Annotated in this window: 16 protein-coding genes; 9 read left to right on the plus strand and 7 right to left on the minus strand. The window is 68.4% G+C overall.

Features of this window, described 5'->3' with window-relative positions; translation table 11 throughout:
- Position 1: 1 nt before the first annotated feature.
- Both gatA and gatC read right to left on the minus strand, forming a co-directional pair.
- On the minus strand, positions 2–1,486 hold the full coding sequence (gene gatA / locus SJY20_RS10220; protein ID WP_380786732.1) for an Asp-tRNA(Asn)/Glu-tRNA(Gln) amidotransferase subunit GatA: 1,485 nt from the start codon (positions 1,484–1,486) through the stop codon (positions 2–4).
- Entirely contained in the window at positions 1,486–1,773 is a 288-nt protein-coding gene (gatC, locus tag SJY20_RS10225) for an Asp-tRNA(Asn)/Glu-tRNA(Gln) amidotransferase subunit GatC (protein ID WP_380786734.1), read from the minus strand. The genes gatA and gatC overlap by 1 nt, the downstream gene beginning before the upstream one ends.
- Before the next feature lie 105 nt (positions 1,774–1,878).
- On the opposite strand from gatC, the gene SJY20_RS10230 reads away from it, so the two are divergent.
- Both SJY20_RS10230 and ruvX read left to right on the plus strand, forming a co-directional pair.
- Entirely contained in the window at positions 1,879–2,985 is a 1,107-nt protein-coding gene (locus SJY20_RS10230; protein ID WP_380786735.1) for a DUF3089 domain-containing protein, read from the plus strand.
- Complete coding sequence (ruvX, locus tag SJY20_RS10235; protein WP_380786737.1) at positions 2,982–3,449, plus strand: Holliday junction resolvase RuvX; 468 nt, start codon at positions 2,982–2,984, stop codon at positions 3,447–3,449. Before SJY20_RS10230 ends, ruvX begins: the two co-directional genes overlap by 4 nt.
- Here ruvX and SJY20_RS10240 read toward each other — a convergent pair.
- Entirely contained in the window at positions 3,446–4,876 is a 1,431-nt protein-coding gene (locus tag SJY20_RS10240; RefSeq protein ID WP_380786739.1) for a hypothetical protein, read from the minus strand. The two genes, ruvX and SJY20_RS10240, sit on opposite strands and share 4 nt — an antisense overlap.
- 176 nt (positions 4,877–5,052) lie before the next feature.
- Between SJY20_RS10240 and SJY20_RS10245 the strand changes: the two genes are divergently transcribed.
- Both SJY20_RS10245 and SJY20_RS10250 read left to right on the plus strand, forming a co-directional pair.
- Positions 5,053–6,039, plus strand: a complete 987-nt coding sequence (locus SJY20_RS10245; protein ID WP_380786741.1) for an aspartate carbamoyltransferase catalytic subunit — start codon at positions 5,053–5,055, stop codon at positions 6,037–6,039.
- Positions 6,036–7,256 carry a dihydroorotase family protein gene (locus SJY20_RS10250; RefSeq protein ID WP_380786742.1) on the plus strand — a complete coding sequence of 407 codons (1,221 nt, stop codon included), beginning with the start codon at positions 6,036–6,038 and terminating at the stop codon, positions 7,254–7,256. The genes SJY20_RS10245 and SJY20_RS10250 overlap by 4 nt, the downstream gene beginning before the upstream one ends.
- Before the next feature lie 22 nt (positions 7,257–7,278).
- On the opposite strand, the gene SJY20_RS10255 is transcribed toward SJY20_RS10250, so the two are convergent.
- Genes SJY20_RS10255 through SJY20_RS10265 form a run of 3 tightly spaced genes read right to left on the minus strand, consistent with a single transcriptional unit; the run spans position 7,279 to position 9,802 of the window.
- Positions 7,279–8,580: an SPOR domain-containing protein gene (locus SJY20_RS10255; protein ID WP_380786744.1), complete on the minus strand. Its 1,302-nt coding sequence runs from the start codon at positions 8,578–8,580 to the stop codon at positions 7,279–7,281.
- 11 nt (positions 8,581–8,591) lie between these two features.
- Positions 8,592–9,089: a hypothetical protein gene (locus SJY20_RS10260; protein ID WP_380786745.1), complete on the minus strand. Its 498-nt coding sequence runs from the start codon at positions 9,087–9,089 to the stop codon at positions 8,592–8,594.
- Positions 9,089–9,802: an AAA family ATPase gene (locus tag SJY20_RS10265; RefSeq protein ID WP_380786748.1), complete on the minus strand. Its 714-nt coding sequence runs from the start codon at positions 9,800–9,802 to the stop codon at positions 9,089–9,091. The genes SJY20_RS10260 and SJY20_RS10265 overlap by 1 nt, the downstream gene beginning before the upstream one ends.
- A gap of 143 nt (positions 9,803–9,945) precedes the next feature.
- On the opposite strand from SJY20_RS10265, the gene SJY20_RS10270 reads away from it, so the two are divergent.
- On the plus strand, positions 9,946–11,010 hold the full coding sequence (locus tag SJY20_RS10270) for an SPOR domain-containing protein (protein ID WP_380786750.1): 1,065 nt from the start codon (positions 9,946–9,948) through the stop codon (positions 11,008–11,010).
- Between the two features lie 59 nt (positions 11,011–11,069).
- Positions 11,070–11,546: a hypothetical protein gene (locus tag SJY20_RS10275; protein WP_380786752.1), complete on the plus strand. Its 477-nt coding sequence runs from the start codon at positions 11,070–11,072 to the stop codon at positions 11,544–11,546.
- 35 nt (positions 11,547–11,581) lie between these two features.
- Here SJY20_RS10275 and serB read toward each other — a convergent pair whose 3' ends face one another.
- A complete protein-coding gene (serB, locus tag SJY20_RS10280; protein WP_380786753.1) occupies positions 11,582–12,475 on the minus strand; it encodes a phosphoserine phosphatase SerB in 894 nt (297 codons plus the stop codon).
- Between serB and miaA the strand changes: the two genes are divergently transcribed.
- The 3 genes from miaA to ilvN all read left to right on the plus strand — a co-directional run bounded on the left by miaA (position 12,474) and on the right by ilvN (position 15,891).
- Positions 12,474–13,394, plus strand: coding sequence for a tRNA (adenosine(37)-N6)-dimethylallyltransferase MiaA (miaA, locus tag SJY20_RS10285; RefSeq protein WP_380786755.1), 921 nt, complete (start codon positions 12,474–12,476; stop codon positions 13,392–13,394). The two genes, serB and miaA, sit on opposite strands and share 2 nt — an antisense overlap.
- Before the next feature lie 87 nt (positions 13,395–13,481).
- On the plus strand, positions 13,482–15,239 hold the full coding sequence (locus tag SJY20_RS10290; protein WP_380786757.1) for an acetolactate synthase 3 large subunit: 1,758 nt from the start codon (positions 13,482–13,484) through the stop codon (positions 15,237–15,239).
- 136 nt (positions 15,240–15,375) lie between these two features.
- The gene (gene ilvN, locus SJY20_RS10295) at positions 15,376–15,891 is read left to right on the plus strand and encodes an acetolactate synthase small subunit (protein ID WP_380786759.1); all 516 of its coding nucleotides are present in this window, start codon (positions 15,376–15,378) and stop codon (positions 15,889–15,891) included.
- Positions 15,892–15,967 lie beyond the last annotated feature (76 nt).

Raw genomic sequence — 15,967 nt, forward strand, 5'->3', positions numbered from 1 at the left:
GTTACCACCAAGCCTTTGGTCGCGCGGTAAATCCTGCCCGCTGTTCGATCGCGAGCCCTGCGTTCAGCACGCCTTGCTCGTCGAGCGGCTTGCCGATGATCTGCAACCCGAGCGGCAACCCCTGGTGATCGAGCCCGCCCGGCACCGACATCGCCGGCAAGCCCGCCAGCGAAGACGGCACGGTAAACACGTCGTTGAGATACATCGCGATCGGATCCGCCGACTTCTCGCCGAGCGCGAACGCCGCAGACGGTGCGGTCGGGGTCAGCAGGACGTCGCACTTCGCCCAGGCCTGTTCGAAATCGCGCGCGATCAGCGTCCGGATCTTCTGCGCCTGCGTGTAATAGGCGTCGTAGAACCCGGCCGAGAGCACATAGGTGCCGATCATGATGCGACGCTTGACCTCGGGTCCGAACCCGTCGGCGCGGGTCGCGGCATACATGTCCTGCAACCCCGCGCCCGCCGGCAGGTCGCGGATACCGTAGCGCACGCCATCATAGCGAGCGAGGTTCGACGACGCTTCGGCCGGTGCGATGATGTAGTACGCCGGCAGCGCGTATTTGGTGTGCGGCAGCGAGACCTCGACGATCTCCGCGCCCGCGTCGCGCAGCCAGGCGATACCCTGCTGCCAGAGTGCCTCGATCTCCTCGGGCATCCCGTCGACGCGATATTCCTTGGGAATACCGACACGCAAACCCTTGAGGTCGCTCGACAGTCCTGCCTCCCAGGCGGGCACGTCGAGCTGCAGCGAGGTCGCATCCTTGGCATCGAACCCGGCCATCGCACCGAGCATGATCGCACAGTCACGGACGTCGCGCGCCATCGGCCCGGCCTGGTCGAGCGACGAGGCGAACGCGATCGTTCCCCAGCGCGAGCAGCGGCCATAGGTCGGCTTGATCCCCGAAATACCGGTGAAGGCGGCGGGCTGGCGGATCGACCCGCCGGTATCGGTGCCGGTCGCGCCGGGGCACAGCCGTGCCGCGACCGCGGTCGAACTGCCGCCCGACGATCCGCCGGGCGCGAGCGCCGCATTGCCGCCATCGCTGCGCCGCCACGGCGAGATCACGTTGCCGAATGCGCTGGTCTCGTTCGACGAGCCCATCGCGAATTGGTCCATGTTCAGCTTGCCGAGCATCCCCGCGCCCGCATCCCACAGATTCTGCGAGACCGTCGATTCATAGGTCGGTGTAAAGCCTTCGAGGATGTGGCTCGCCGCGGTCGTCGCGACGCCCGCGGTGCAGAACAGATCCTTCATGCCGATCGGCACGCCGGCCAGCGGCTTCAGCGTCTCGCCCGCCGCGCGCGCCGCATCGGCTGCGTCGGCAGCGGCCAGCGCATGCTCGGGCGTCTCGACAAGAAAGGCGTTCAACGCCTTGGCAGCGCTCACGTTCGCCACGAAAGCCTCGGCGACCTCGCGCGCCTTGAACGCACCATCGCGGACGCCGTCGCGGATGCCGGCGATGCCCAGATCGGTAAGCTCGGTCATTATTCGATCACCTTGGGCACGGCGAAGAAGCCATGTTCGGCCGCCGGCGCGTTGGCCAGAACCTGGTCGCGGATGCCGCCGTCGGTGACGACGTCGTCGCGCAGGCGCAGCGTGTTGGGGATCACCGCGGTCATCGGTTCGACGCCGGTGGTGTCGACCTCGCCGAGCATCTCGATCCAGTGGAGGATGTTGTCGAGTTCGGGCGCCATCGTCGCGGCGTCCTCCTCGGTGATCGCGATGCGGGCTAGGCTCGCGATCCGTTTTACGGTTGCGGTATCTACGGACATGCCGTGCGGCTAGCATCCCGCTTCCCACCCGCGCAACGCTTTTGGTGGACAAGCCAGCGGGGGATGCGCCACGAGCGAGCCTCGCCCCCCGCCAGAAAGTCCCGCTTGGCCCGCAAATTCCTCTATTTCGTTTCCGCGCTGATCGTCCTCGCGATCGCCGCGGCGTTTGCCTATCGGCTGTTCGGCACGCAGTTGATGCGGTTCGCGATGGTGCCGGGCGAGGCGTTCCACGAAAAGCCGCGCGTCGCCGCGGCACTTTACGAACGCCCGGCGATGTGGCTGGCCCGCCCCGACAAGCCCGGCAACCCGGCATTGTGGACCCCGCCCGGCTATACCGCCGGCGCCCGCGGCACGGGTGCTGCCATCTTCTTCATCCACCCCACCTCCTATGTCAGCCGCGACCACTGGAACGCGCCGATCGACGACCCGGAGACCAACGCGCGGGCGGACCTGTTCCTGCGTGGCCAGGCGAGCGCGTTCAACGCCGCCGGCGACATCTGGGCACCTCGCTACCGCCAGGCGACGTTCGGCGCGTTCCTGACCAGCGCCGACAGCAGCGCGCGCGCTCTGCAATTGGCATATGGCGACGTTTCGGCCGCGTTCGACGCCTTCCTGAAACAGGTCGGCCCGACCCGGCCGATCATTCTGGCGGGGCATAGCCAGGGCGCACTCCACCTGACCCGTTTGCTCCGCGACCGCGTCGCCACCGACCCCGCACTCGCGAAGCGGATCGTCGCGGCCTATGTCGTCGGCTGGCCGGTGTCGCGCACCACCGATCTGCCGCGGATGGGCCTGCACGAATGCCGCGAGCCGGCGCAGATCCGCTGCATTTTGTCGTGGCAGAGCTTCGCCGAGCCCGCCGACCCGTCGCTGATCGTCGACACCTACGACAAGACCATAGGTTTCGACGGCCGGCCGCGCGATCATACGCCGATGGTCTGCACCAACCCGCTGCTCGGTCGTCCCGACACCCCGGCCCCGGCGTCGGCCAACCTCGGCACGCTGTATCCGTCGAAGGATCTCGGCACCGCGCAGATCGTCGCCGGCCGCGTGCCGGCGCGCTGCATCGATCGCGGCTTCCTCGCGATCGGGGACGCCCCGGACGTCGGGCCGTACGTGCTGCCCGGCAACAATTTCCACGTCTACGACTACAGCCTGTTCTGGGCCAACGTCCGCGCCGACGCGAACCGCCGACTGGCCGCTTTCAAGTGATTACGCTGTCTGCAGCAGAGTTTCGCGATGCGCTGCCCAATGGCGGCCGGCTGATCGGGCTCGATGTCGGCACCAAGACGATCGGCACCGCGCTGTGCGACGCCGGCTGGAGCTTCGCCAGTCCCGCGACGCTGGTACGCCGGACCAAGTTCCAGAAGGACAAGGCCGCGCTGGTCGAACTGATCGCCAAGCAGGTTGTCGTCGGTCTGGTCATCGGCCTGCCGATCAACCTCGACGGCAGCGAGAGCCCGCGCTCGCAATCGACGCGAGCCTTCGCGCAGAACCTCAAGGACCTCGGCTATCCCATTCTGTTGTGGGACGAACGCTGGTCAACGGTCGCCGCCGAACGGGTATTGATCGAACAGGACATCAGCCGCGCCAAACGTGCCGAACGGATCGACAACCACGCCGCCGCCGTCATCCTTCAGGCTGCGATCGACGCGCTGGTTTCGGTCCAGATCTAGCGCACCACGCGGTACAGCGCCGACCGTCCGTTGCTCCATATCGGCCGCAGGTCGGTGGCTCTCGCCGTCCCCGACGGAAACCCGATCGTCCAGACATAGCCAAACGCCGGTCGCGGAAAGGTCGCGATCGCGTGGACGAAATCCGGTCCGCCCAGCGAACACCCCGCCGCCTGCATCTGCTGCGACGGATCCGCTTGGTACGGCCCCGCCGCGCGGTACCGCACGGTCAGCAGTTGCTGCCCCGCGAGCGCCCAACCGCTGTTAACGAAGGCATCGCGCCGCACCACGGCGATCCCGGGCAGCGCATCCAGCCGTTGCTCGCCCCAAAGGTCGCCGCAAGGTCGTGCGACCAGCGTCAGAACCGTCGCCCCCCGCGGAATCGCCTCGATCGCGGCAAGTTCGCTCTGCTGCTCGGCGGACCGGATCACGAAGCTCGCCGTCGTCCCAGCCAGCCGAACGAGCAGAAAGACGAGCCCTAGCATCGCCAGCGTCCGGCCCAACCGCGCAGCGGACGGCGGCGCAATGGCGATGAGGGCCAACATCGTCGCCGCCGGGATCATCCGCATATCGACATAGGCGCCCCCCATCAGCAATCGCGGCAACAGCACGAACGCCGCGAGGCACAGCAAGGCGGGCCAGGCGAGCAGCGGCGACAGCCCGAGCCTTGGGCTGCGCGCGCCAACGCAGACCATGGCGATCAGCGGGAGCAGCGACGCCAGGTCGAACCACTGCCAGCGATCCCGCAACATCCCGAGCAGCCACAACAGCTTGGCCGACCAGTCGAACCAGTCGTCCGCGCCCAGCCCCGCGTGACCACCCCCGACCATGAAGGCCAGCGGCACGATCAGCGGAATGCACTGCACCCCCGCGCCGATCAGCGCGAATACCCAGCCCCTGCCGGCCATCCGCAACCGGGCAAGCTCCGCCCCCGCAGCCATCAGCCCCAGCATCCCCCAGCCGAAACTGTGCGTTACCCAGATCACGCAGGCGATCGGAACGAACAGCGCCGCGCGCAACCCGAACCGCCCCTGCCGCCCGAGCCGCAACCACAACGCGAACGCGCAGAACGCCAGCGCCTGCGCCAAGGCGAAATTGACGAACCCGAACTGGAACGGCCAGGCATAAACCAGCGGCAGCGCAAACAGCGCGGTCGGCGGCACCCGGCCATGCGCCTCGCGCGCCGACCACAGCAACCCCGCCGCGGTCAGCACCGGGATCGCCATCACCGCCAGCTTGGTCGCCAGTTCCAGCCCGAAGATCGACGCCAGCGCCGGTACCAGCAGGTCCATCCCCAAATTCGGGATCACCGCCCAATGGTAATCATAGTACCGCTGCAAATCGGCCGAACCGTGCAGCGTCATGGCGATATGCCACCGACCCATATGCCCCGGCAGATCGGCGAGCGGCGGCAGCGTCGGCCAAAGCAATGGGATTGCGCACGCAAACGCCAGCGCCGCGCAAACCCACCGACGCTCCCACCAACACGAACCGTCCTGCAACATCATCCCCCTGCCGCCGCCACAGTGCCACCCCTCGCCTAACCAGCGGTTAACTACGCGCATCGCTTGCCCGTCGCGGCCACGCCCGCTACCTCGCCGCTTCAATGCGCATGTCCGATCATCGACCCGCCACCCTGATCCAGGGCGGCGCGGTTTTTCCGCACCGGCACCTCACCGGTATCGACGGCCTCCAGCCGCACGAGATCGCCTTCCTGCTCGACGAAGCCGAGGCTTGGGTCGAGGCGAATCGGACTCACGCGACGCCCGACAAGCGGCTCGCCGGCCTCACCCAGATCAACGCGTTCTTCGAAAACAGCACGCGCACCCTCCTCTCGTTCGAGATCGCCGGCAAGCGGCTCGGCGCCGACGTCGTCAACATGCACGCCGCGCAGTCGAGCGTGAAGAAGGGCGAGACGCTGATCGACACCGCGATGACGCTCAACGCGATGCGCGCCGACGTCATCGTCATCCGCCACATGAGTTCGGGCGCGGTGCGGCTGATTGCGGGGAAGGTCGATTGTCCCGTGCTCAACGCTGGCGACGGCCGCCACGAACATCCGACGCAAGCTTTGCTCGACGCGCTGACGATCCGCCGGCGTCGTGGCAGCGTCGCCGGGCAACGCGTTGTGATATGCGGCGATTTGCTCCACAGTCGCGTCGCGCGATCGAACATCCTCGCGCTCACCGCGCTCGCTGCGGAGGTCCGGGTCTGCGCCCCCTCGACGCTGATGCCGCCGGCGATCGAGCGGATGGGCGTCACGCCCTTCACCGATTTCGACAAGGCGCTGGAGGGTGCGGACGTGGTGATGATGCTGCGGCTACAGAACGAGCGGATGGCCGGCGCCTACGTCCCCTCCACGCGCGAATATCGGCTCCGCTACGGCCTGACGCTCGACCGCCTCGCGCGTGCGGCGCCAGATGCGCTGGTGATGCACCCCGGCCCGATGAACCGCGGCGTCGAGATCGACTCCGCGGTCGCCGACCACGCCCGCTCGGCGATCACCGAACAGGTGGAAATGGGCGTCGCGGTCCGCATGGCGTGCCTCGACGTGCTGACCCGCCGAGCGCGCGGCGTGGAGGGCTGGGCATGATCCGCGCGTTGCTGAATGCCGAACTGGTCTGCCCGGTCGGCGGCGTATCGCGTGGCGGCGTGCTGGTCCGCGACGGCGTCATCGCCGCGACCGGAATGTTCGATGTCCCCTCGGACGCCGAAACCATCGACTGCAACGGCAAGACGCTGGCACCCGGCATCGTCGACCTCGGCGTGTTCGCGATCGACCGTGCGGCGTTCCGCGCCGGCGGGATCGTCCGCGTCGGCGTGATGCCAGATCAGTCGCCGGTGCTCGACGATCCCGGCATCGTCCAGCGCGCCGCATTGATCGGCAAGCCCGACCTCTGGATACACCCGATCGCTGCGGCCACCCGCGGGCTGGACGGACAGGACCTTGCCGAAATGGCGATATGCCTGTCCGCCGGCGCGCGCGCAGTCGGCACCGGACGCCGCTGGATCGCCGATACGGGCGTGATGCACCGCGTCCTCGCCTATGCCCGCGATCTCGACGTCGCGGTCGTCGCGCATGCCGAGGATGGTGGCCTCACCGCCGGCGCAGTCGCGACCGCAGGCGAGACCGCCACCCGCCTCGGTCTGCCCGCCGCGCCAGCGATCGCCGAAGCGCTGGCGATCGCCCGCGACCTGATGCTGGCCGAAGAAACCGGTGCGCGTCTGCACGTCCGCCAGGTCACGACCGCCGCCGGCTTCGACCTGATCCGCGCCGCCAAGCGCCGCGGCGTCGCGGTAACCTGCGGCATCAGCCCGGCCTATCTCCATCTCTCGGATATCGCGGTCAGCGACTTCCGCACCTTCGCGCATCTGTCGCCGCCGCTGCGTGGAGAGGATGACCGCCGCGCCGCGATCGCCGCGATCGCCGACGGCACCATCGACGTCCTGTGCTCGGCGCACGACCCGCATGGTCCCGAAGCCAAGCGGCTGCCGTTCGCCGACTCCGACGCCGGCATGGCGGGCGCCGAAACGCTGCTCCCGCTCGCGCTGATGCTGGTCCGCGACGGGGCGATCGACGTCGCGCGCATGTTCGCGCTGCTTGCGCGTAACCCGGCGCAAGTCCTTGGGATCGATACCGGAACGCTGGAGGTGGGCAAGCCCGCCGACCTGCTGCTCTACGACCCGCAGGCGCCGTGGCAGATCGTCGGCGAGGCGTTCAAGGCCAAGGCCGGCAATATGCCGTTCGACGGGCTGCCGGTCCAGGGCAAGGTGTTGCGCCTATGGAAGGGCGGACGCGAGGTGGCCTAGCTAGCGACCTCGCCGATTAGCCCTACCGTGAGGCGAGCTGCATCCCGGACTTGCGCACCCACTGCGCCATCTGGTCTCCGGCGGCGGCGCGCACGAAGCAGTCGCCGCCTTTGGCGCGATACTGGCGGCACACCGAATTCGCGTCCGCGCGGCTGAAACCGCCGACCGACAGGCGATAGAACTCCTCGCCCTTCGCCCGGAAATTGACGCCGTTCGGCGCGCGTCCTGCGAACCCCGCGAAGCGGCGCGTGGCGCGGCCCCAGGCGTCCTTCGCCACGCCCGGGCTTTCGAAAGCACCGAGCTGGACGTACCATTCACCCGCCATCGGCTTGCGCACCGCAGCAACCGGCATCGGCGCCCGCTGCGCCAACGCTACCTTGGTTGCGCCAGCCGGTCGCAGCAGCATCGTCGGCAAGGCCTGCACCACCTCCTGCCGCGGTCCGAACGAAACTTTCGCAAGCCCGCCCGTTGCCGCCGGCACGTCCGCCACCGCGACCGGTGCCGCCACGACGAGCGGACCGGCCGGCGCTTCGACCGCCGCCATCGCCGTCGGCTCGGCATCGCGAGCAACCGGCGCCGCGTTCAGCGCGAGCGCCATCGGCTGTCCGGCATCCTGTACCGCGCGCACGCCGAGCAATCCCGCGACCTGGTCCGACGCCTTGGCCGGCTGTGCGAACGCCGCCCATTGCTCGAGCCGCGCATCGACATCCGCCGGCGCCATGTCCGCCGCTGCGACCACGCGCGCCGCTTGCCAGTTCCCCGCCAGCGCAAAGCTCAGCGCCAGATTCTGCCGGACCTTCGCACTGGTCTCGGGCGAGCGCGCCAGCGCGGTCAGCACGGCGATGCCGTTCGGGGTATCCCCCGCCAGCGACAGCGCAAGCCCGCGATCCGCCGCCGGGATCACCGTCTCATAGGTTGCGAGCGTCGCCCGTGCCGCCTGCCAGTCGCCGGTCGCGACCTGCGACAGCGCCAGGTTCAGCGCCGCCTTGCCGTTGCCCTGCGACAGCGTCAGCACGTCGCGGTACGCCTGCGTCGCCGACGCGAACCGCCCGCCCTGCAAATAGCTCTGTGCCAGCAACTGGCGATATTCCGCCGAAGCCGGCATCAGCGCGACCGCATGCTCGGCATAACCGATCGCCGCCGCGCCGTTCTTCCGGCCCAGCGCCGACTGCGCGCGCCCGGCCTCGCTCGCGGCGCTCTTGCTCGCCAGCGCGCCGGCGCGGTCGCTGGCGGTGGCGATGCCGCCGTCATTGGCTGCGCACCCGACCATCGAGCCACCGAGCATCAGGGCCGACAACCCTGCCATCACGAATTTGGTCTTCATCGGAAGAACCCCTATTTCGCCGTCTTTGCCACGGGCAGCTGCGCGATCAGCGCATCCACCTCGGGCAAGGACAACAGGAATGCATCCAGCGCCTGGGTCACAAGCTTCTGGGACGATAGATTGGTGAGCGCACTCGCGATCCGCAGCTGCAGATGCCGATCGACGTCGAGCCGCAGCGTGAACGCGGCTTTGGAACCCTTGGTCAGCTTGGCGCTCTCGCGACCGATCCGGGTCGCGGTGGCGACCGATACCGCAGCGACAGCCGTCGGGAGGATCGCAACCGGAGACCCCTCGATCTCGGCCTTCAGCACCTCGCGCTCGACCAGCACCGGTGGCACCCCGGCGTTTTCCGGCTCGGGCGCACCCATGTCGTTCCAGCCGAGATCGTCGGCGGTCGACGGCAGCGCACCGAGCATCCCGAACCCCTGCGGACGCATCGCCGGTCGCGCGCCACCCTTGCGGGCCAGCAGCGACGACGACAGCGAGGCGATGGCCTTTGGCTGCGCCATCATCCCACCACCCGGCGACCGAAGCCGCTCGCGACGTTGCGCTGGCCGTAGGCGGCCGGCGCGGCAGGCACGCTGAACACCGTACGGCGAAAATTCTTCTCGAGCCGGTCGCAGATATAGACCCACAAGGCCGCGACCTCGGCGGCCGACTTGCCCTTGGGGTCGACCTCCATCACGGTGCGGCCGTCGATCATCGACGCCGCGAAATCGGTGCGCTGGTGGATCGTCACCGGCGCGACGGTGCCGTGCTGCGACAGCGCAACCACCACGTCGGAGGTGATCCGCGCCTTGGGCGTCGCGGCGTTGACGACGAAGATCAGCGGCTTGCCGGCGCGCTCGCACAAATCGACGGTGGCGCCGACCGCGCGCAAATCGTGCGGGCTCGGCCGGGTCGGCACCACGATCAGCTCGGCGACCGCGATCACGCTCTGGATCGCCAGCGTGATCGCCGGCGGCGTATCGATCATCGCCAGCTTGAAGCCCTGCTGGCGGAGCAGTTCGAGATCGGCGGCCAGGCGCGCCACCGTGGTCTGCGCAAAGGCGGGATACTCCGCCTCGCGCTCGTTCCACCAATCGGACAGCGATCCTTGCGGGTCGATATCGATCAGCACCACGGGTCCATGCCCGGCCATCTGCGCCTGTACGGCCAGATGTCCCGACAGGGTGGTCTTGCCCGACCCCCCCTTTTGCGATGCCAACGCTAGAACGCGCATAGTCCCCCGAACTCCATCAATTGACGGGGGCAATGCCATGCGCGCTGCTAAGATGCAGTTAACGCCGACCGGTCTTCTATGGTGCATGTCGATGGTAAACCGGGCGTTTGCCTTCGCCTTTGCGTTCGCGGCGGAACAGCGGCATGACGGGTGCCGATGGACGGGTGTGGGGTACGACGATGCGGAAGCTGATTTTGAGCGCGGTGGCGGGCGGCCTGATGGCGGCGGCGATGCCCGCAGGTGCAGACGTCAAGGCTGGGGTCGACGCCTGGTCCAAGGGCGATTTCCCCAAGGCGGTGGCCGAATGGCGCCCCCTCGCGATCGCCGGCGACGCCGACGCGCAGTTCAACCTCGCCCAGGCCTACAAGCTCGGTCGCGGCGTGCCGCTCGACCCTGCATTGGCCGAAAGCTGGTTCCGCAAGGCCGCGGTCCAGGGGCACCTGCAAGCCGAGGACAATTACGGGCTGGCGCTGTTCCAGTCGGGCAAGAAGGCCGAGGCGCGGCCTTGGCTCGAGAAATCGGTCGCGCGCGGCGAACCGCGGACCCAGCTGGTGCTTGGCACGATGCTGTTCAACGGCGACGGCGTCGCGCGCGATTATCCGCGTGCGTATGCGCTGATGACCCGCGCCTCGGAATCGGGGCTGCAGTCCGCGTCGCAGACGCTGGCGCAGATGGATCAGTACATCTCGCCGGCGGACCGCGAAAAGGGGACAATGCTCGCCCGGCAATATGCCGCGCAGACCAGCATGGCACCGGCGCCGACCGGCACGCGTCCCGGCCGGACCGTGCCCAACGACCGCCCCGCTTCAGCCTCGCGTCCGCAGGTAGCCCAGACTCCGACAGCCCAGGCTCCGGCAGTTCAGACGCCGCCGCCCCGGACCCCAGTGCGGACCCCGCCCGCCCGGACCGAGCCCGTCCGTCCAACGCACGTCGCGAAGCCCGTCGCGGTCGCAAAGCCCGTACCGACCAAGCCTGCGCCGAAACCAACCGCCTCGGGCAACTGGCGCATCCAGCTCGGCGCGTTCGGTACCCCGGGCAGTGCCGAGGGCCTGTGGAACCGCGTCCGCGGCAAGCTCGGCGGCGCCCAGCCCTATTACGTCAAGGCCGGTACGGTCACGCGCCTGCAGGCCGGCGGGTTCGCCTCGAAAGCCGCAGCGGCCAAGGCCTGCGCAGCATCCGGACAGTCCTGCGTCGTCGTCGCGCCCTGATATGGATCAATCTCCCGGCGCGGTCGTTGAGATCGAACATCGACCGGGAGAAAGATGTAATGCGTTTCAATACCCTCGCGCTGGCCGTTGCCGGCGCTACCTTGGCGTGCGCCTGTTCGCCGGCGCCGACCGCCGATAACGCCGCGACCACCAACGACACCGTATCGCTGCGGAACCTGGCGGACACCGAGGTCGCCCGACCTGCGCGCGAGTCCTACACGGTCCAGGGCCGCCTGATCCCGACGCCGTCCGACACGTCGTCGCGCTATTACCTGCTGCGCGAGCGCAAGGCGCTGACCGATACGCACATCGCGATCATCCGCCAGGAACACGACAACCGCATCGCCTATGCCCGCGCCGAGGTCGATTGCGACAAGCGCCTGTTCCACGTCCTCGGCACCGGCCCCAACCGTGCGCTCGTCGAAACCACCCCCGTCCACGACGGTCCGCTCCGCCCGATCAAGGGCCTGCCGCTCCGCGAGGAACTCGCCAGCTTCGTCTGCCAGGTCGCGGGTACGCCACTCAAGGCCGCATGACCTCCGTCATCCCGGGCCAGTCCCGGGATGACTAGTTATTCGCGAACCCACGTCGAGCGTGCGATCCCCTGCGCATAGAGCAGCGCGGTCAGGTCGCCGTGATCGATCCGCGCCGCCGCTGCCGCCGCGACCACCGGCTTGGCGTGATAGGCGACCCCCAGCCCTGCCGCGCGGATCATCGCCAGGTCGTTGGCGCCATCGCCGACCGCCAGCGTCGCCTCGATCGCGATCCCGCGCTCCGTGACAGCGGCTTCCAGCGTTGCGAGCTTGGTGTCCGACCCTACGATCGGTTTCGCGACGGTCCCCGCCAGCCGCCCATCCGCGATCTCCAGCACGTTGGCGATCGCGCGGTCGAATCCGATCTCGGCGGTGACCGGGTCGGCGAACCGCGTGAACCCGCCCGACACCAGGATCGTAAGGCAGCCGCGCGCGCGCATCGTGCGGACCAGCGCCTTCGCGCCCGGCATGATCGTCACGCGCTCGGCCAAGCAGCGCGTGATGTCGCCCTCGTCGAGCCCCTTGAGCAACGCCACCCGTGCATCCAGCGCCGCCGCGAAATCGAGCTCGCCGCGCATCGCGCGTTCGGTGATCTCGGCGATGTGCGGCTTGATCCCGGCATAGTCGGCGAGTTCGTCGATGCATTCGACCGTGATCATCGTCGAATCCATGTCCGCGATCAGCAGCGACTTGGCGCGCGCATGGCTCGGCTGCACGACGACGTCGGTCCCCGCGAACACGCCTTCCAGTGCAACGCGAGCGGCGTCCGGCGCCATCCCGAACATCAGGTCCGCGGCGGCGCCCTCGTCGATCCAGCCCTGCCCGCCCGGGGCACAGCCAGCTGCCGCCAGCCGGTCCATCGCGCTGGAAATATCCCCTGCGGTCAGCGTGGCGGATGCGCTGGCCGATGCTATCAACGTGGCGATGAACATGGATATCTCCGACCGGCCAAAGGTCGCGCTCATCGCAGGGCCGACCGCGAGCGGCAAGTCCGCGCTCGCCGTCGCGACCGCGCAGGCGCATGACGGCGTCGTGATCAACGCGGACTCCGCGCAGGTCTATGCCGACCTCAGAATCGTCACCGCCCGCCCCTCGGAGGATGAGGAAGCCGATGTCCCGCACATTCTGTTCGGCCATGTCGACGCGGCCGACACCGGCTATTCCGCCGCCCGCTGGGCCAGCGAAGCGCGCACCGCGATCGATACCGTACTCGGTCAGGGCAAGCTCCCGATCCTGGTCGGCGGCACCGGCCTCTACCTTCGCACGCTGATCGAAGGCATCGCCCCAGTCCCCGAGATTCCCGCCGACCTCCGCGCCGCGGTCCGCGCGCTGCCGGTGGGCGAAGCCCACGCGGCGCTGACCCGCGAAGACCCCGCAGCCGCCGCCCGGCTGTCGGCCAACGACACCACCCGCGTCGCCCGCGCGCTGGAGGTGGTCCGCGCGACCGGTCGGACGCTGTCCGATTGGCAGGCCGCACCGTCGGGCGGGATCGGCGACCGCATCGATCTGCGCGCCGCGATCCTGCTGCCCGACCGCGACTGGCTGTTCGATCGCATCGACGCCCGCACCACCATGATGCTCGACGACGGTGCGATCGACGAGGTCGCGGCATTGCTCGCCCGCCCCGACCTGCCCACCGATGCCCCGATCCGCCGCACCATCGGTGTGCCAGAAATCGCCGCGCTCCTCGCGGGCACCACCGACCGCGCCGCCACCGCCGACGCGCTCCGCCTGGTGACGCGCCGCTACGCCAAGCGCCAGTACACCTGGTTCCGCAACCAGCCACCCCCGGCCTGGCACCGCCTTACCGACACGACGCACCTGCAGCAATTAGCAACTATATTACAATAAAGAGCCTTGACGCGCATTTTAGATACGGGTAGCCGCAGCCACCGCAGGGCTGTAAGGACAGCCGACAACAACGAAGGACGCGATGACATGGCCGAGAAGAGCGGAGCCGATATCCTGGTCGAGGCGCTGGGCGATCTCGGCGTGGAGGTCGTCTTCGGCTATCCGGGCGGCGCCGTCCTGCCGATCTACGACGCGCTGTTCCGCGCCAACGCGAACGGCTCGCGGATCAAGCACATCCTGGTTCGCCACGAACAGGCCGCGACGCACGCCGCCGAGGGATATGCCCGCTCGACCGGCAAGCCCGGCGTGGTGCTGGTGACGTCCGGCCCCGGCGCGACCAATGCGGTCACCGGGATCACCGACGCGCTGATGGATTCGATCCCGATGGTGGTGATCACCGGCCAGGTGCCGACCGCGCTGATCGGCACCGACGCCTTCCAGGAGGCCGACACCGTCGGCATCACCCGCCACTGCACGAAGCACAATTACCTGGTGAAGGACCCTGCCAAGCTCGGCGACGTGATCCACGAGGCATTCCATATCGCCACTTCGGGTCGCCCCGGCCCGGTGGTGGTCGACATCCCCAAGGACGTCCAGGTCGCCACCGCGCGCTACACCAAGCCCGGCCCGATCCAGCACAAGACCTATCGCCCGCAGGTCAAGGCCGACCAAAGCCAGATCGAACAGCTGGTCGACATGCTCGCGGCCGCCGAACGCCCGATCCTGTACACCGGCGGCGGCATCATCAACTCGGGTCCGGCGGCGTCGCAGCTGCTGCGCGAACTGGTCCGCATCACCGGGGCGCCGGTGACCTCGACGCTGATGGGCCTGGGTGCCTATCCGGCGAGTGGCGAGCATTGGCTCGGCATGCTCGGCATGCACGGCACTTATGAAGCCAACATGGCGATGAACCAGGCCGACCTCGTGGTCGCACTAGGCAGCCGGTTCGACGACCGCGTCACCGGGCGGCTCGATGCGTTCAGCCCGAATTCGCGGAAAGTGCACATCGACATCGACCGCTCGTCGGTGAACAAGACGGTGCGCGTCGACCTCGCGATCATCGCCGATGTCGGCCATGCGCTCGAGGACATGGTGCGGATCTGGAAGGCGCGCCAGCACCCGAAGCCCGACACGACCGAGTGGCAGCAGCGCATCGCCGGCTGGCGCGCGATCAAGTGCCTCGACTTCCCCGAGACCGCCGATGAGATCGCACCGCAGCGCGCCATCCGTGCGCTGTGGGAGGCGACGCACGCGCGCAGCCCGATCATCACCACCGAGGTCGGCCAGCACCAGATGTGGGCGGCGCTCTATTACGGATTCGAATTGCCGAACAAATGGCTGACGAGCGGCGGTCTCGGCACGATGGGCTACGGCCTGCCCGCCGCGATCGGTGCGCAGCTCGGCAATCCGAATGCGCTGGTGATCGATATCGCCGGCGAGGCGTCGATCCAGATGAACATTCAGGAGCTCGCCACCGCCGCGCAATACCGCCTGCCGGTCAAGATATTCATCCTCAACAACGAATATATGGGGATGGTCCGCCAGTGGCAGGAACTCACCTATGAGAGCCGCTATTCAGAGAGTTACAGCGATTCCCTGCCGGACTTCGTGAAGCTCGGCGAGGCGTATGGCTGGAAGGGAATCCGGATCGAGACCAACGACGACCTCGACGCCGGGATCGCCGCGATGCTCGATCACGACGGCCCAGTGATCGTCGACTGCCGCGTGTCGAAACTCGCCAACTGCTTCCCGATGATCCCCTCGGGCGCGGCGCATACCGACATGATCCTGCAAGCCAACGAAGTTTCGGGCACGATGGACGACGAAGCGAAGGCACTGGTGTGATGACCCTTCGTCTTCCCCCCTCCCGCAAGCGGGAGGGGCCGGGGGTGGGCGCGCGCTCACCCCAAACGCTCCGCTCGCTCAGGCCGCGAGCCCACCCCCTACCCCCTCCCGCAAGCGGGAGGGGAGGAAAGTAATCATGCACATCACCACCGCCCCCACCGAACGTCACACGCTCGCCGTCGTCGTCGACAACGAACCCGGCATCCTTGCCCGGATCGCCGGCCTGTTCACCGCGCGCGGCTACAATATCGAGAGCCTGACGGTCAGCGAGATCACCGCGGACAAGTCGGTCAGCCGGATCACCATCGTCACGTCCGCCTCGGCCGCGACGATGGAGCAGATCCTGGCACAGCTCGACCGGCTGATCCCGGTCCACAGCGTCACCGACCTCACCGCACTCGGCGCGCACGTCGAACGTGAGCTCGCGCTGGTGAAGGTCCGCGGCACCGGCGACCACCGGATCGAGGCGCTCCGCCTCGCCGACGTCTACCGCGCCCGCGTCGTCGACGCGACGACGTCGAGCTTCGTTTTCGAGGTCACCGGCGGCCGCGACAAGATCGACAAGTTCGTCGAGCTGATGGCGGAAGTCGGCCTGATCGAGGTCGCGAGAACCGGCATCGTCGCGATCGCCCGCGGCAAAGAGGCCGCCTAACCCAATCTTCCTCCGTCACCCTGAACTCGTTTCAGGGTCCACCTTACCCCGACCGCCACCGCTCGTGGCGCGGTGG

The organism is Sphingomonas sp. R86521, assembly GCF_042466235.1.
Taxonomy (GTDB): domain Bacteria; phylum Pseudomonadota; class Alphaproteobacteria; order Sphingomonadales; family Sphingomonadaceae; genus Sphingomonas.

Excerpts from the sequence above, each read along its gene's own strand:
- gatA (WP_380786732.1), bottom strand. The coding sequence starts at position 1,486 with ATGACCGAGCTTACCGATCTGGGCATCGCCGGCATCCGCGACGGCGTC.
- gatC (WP_380786734.1), bottom strand. The coding sequence starts at position 1,773 with ATGTCCGTAGATACCGCAACCGTAAAACGGATCGCGAGCCTAGCCCGC.
- SJY20_RS10245 (WP_380786741.1), top strand. The coding sequence starts at position 5,053 with ATGCGCATGTCCGATCATCGACCCGCCACCCTGATCCAGGGCGGCGCG.
- SJY20_RS10250 (WP_380786742.1), top strand. The coding sequence starts at position 6,036 with ATGATCCGCGCGTTGCTGAATGCCGAACTGGTCTGCCCGGTCGGCGGC.
- SJY20_RS10255 (WP_380786744.1), bottom strand. The coding sequence starts at position 8,580 with ATGAAGACCAAATTCGTGATGGCAGGGTTGTCGGCCCTGATGCTCGGT.
- SJY20_RS10260 (WP_380786745.1), bottom strand. The coding sequence starts at position 9,089 with ATGGCGCAGCCAAAGGCCATCGCCTCGCTGTCGTCGTCGCTGCTGGCC.
- SJY20_RS10265 (WP_380786748.1), bottom strand. The coding sequence starts at position 9,802 with ATGCGCGTTCTAGCGTTGGCATCGCAAAAGGGGGGGTCGGGCAAGACC.
- SJY20_RS10270 (WP_380786750.1), top strand. The coding sequence starts at position 9,946 with ATGACGGGTGCCGATGGACGGGTGTGGGGTACGACGATGCGGAAGCTG.
- SJY20_RS10275 (WP_380786752.1), top strand. The coding sequence starts at position 11,070 with ATGCGTTTCAATACCCTCGCGCTGGCCGTTGCCGGCGCTACCTTGGCG.
- miaA (WP_380786755.1), top strand. The coding sequence starts at position 12,474 with ATGGATATCTCCGACCGGCCAAAGGTCGCGCTCATCGCAGGGCCGACC.
- serB (WP_380786753.1), bottom strand. The coding sequence starts at position 12,475 with ATGTTCATCGCCACGTTGATAGCATCGGCCAGCGCATCCGCCACGCTG.
- SJY20_RS10290 (WP_380786757.1), top strand. The coding sequence starts at position 13,482 with ATGGCCGAGAAGAGCGGAGCCGATATCCTGGTCGAGGCGCTGGGCGAT.
- ilvN (WP_380786759.1), top strand. The coding sequence starts at position 15,376 with ATGCACATCACCACCGCCCCCACCGAACGTCACACGCTCGCCGTCGTC.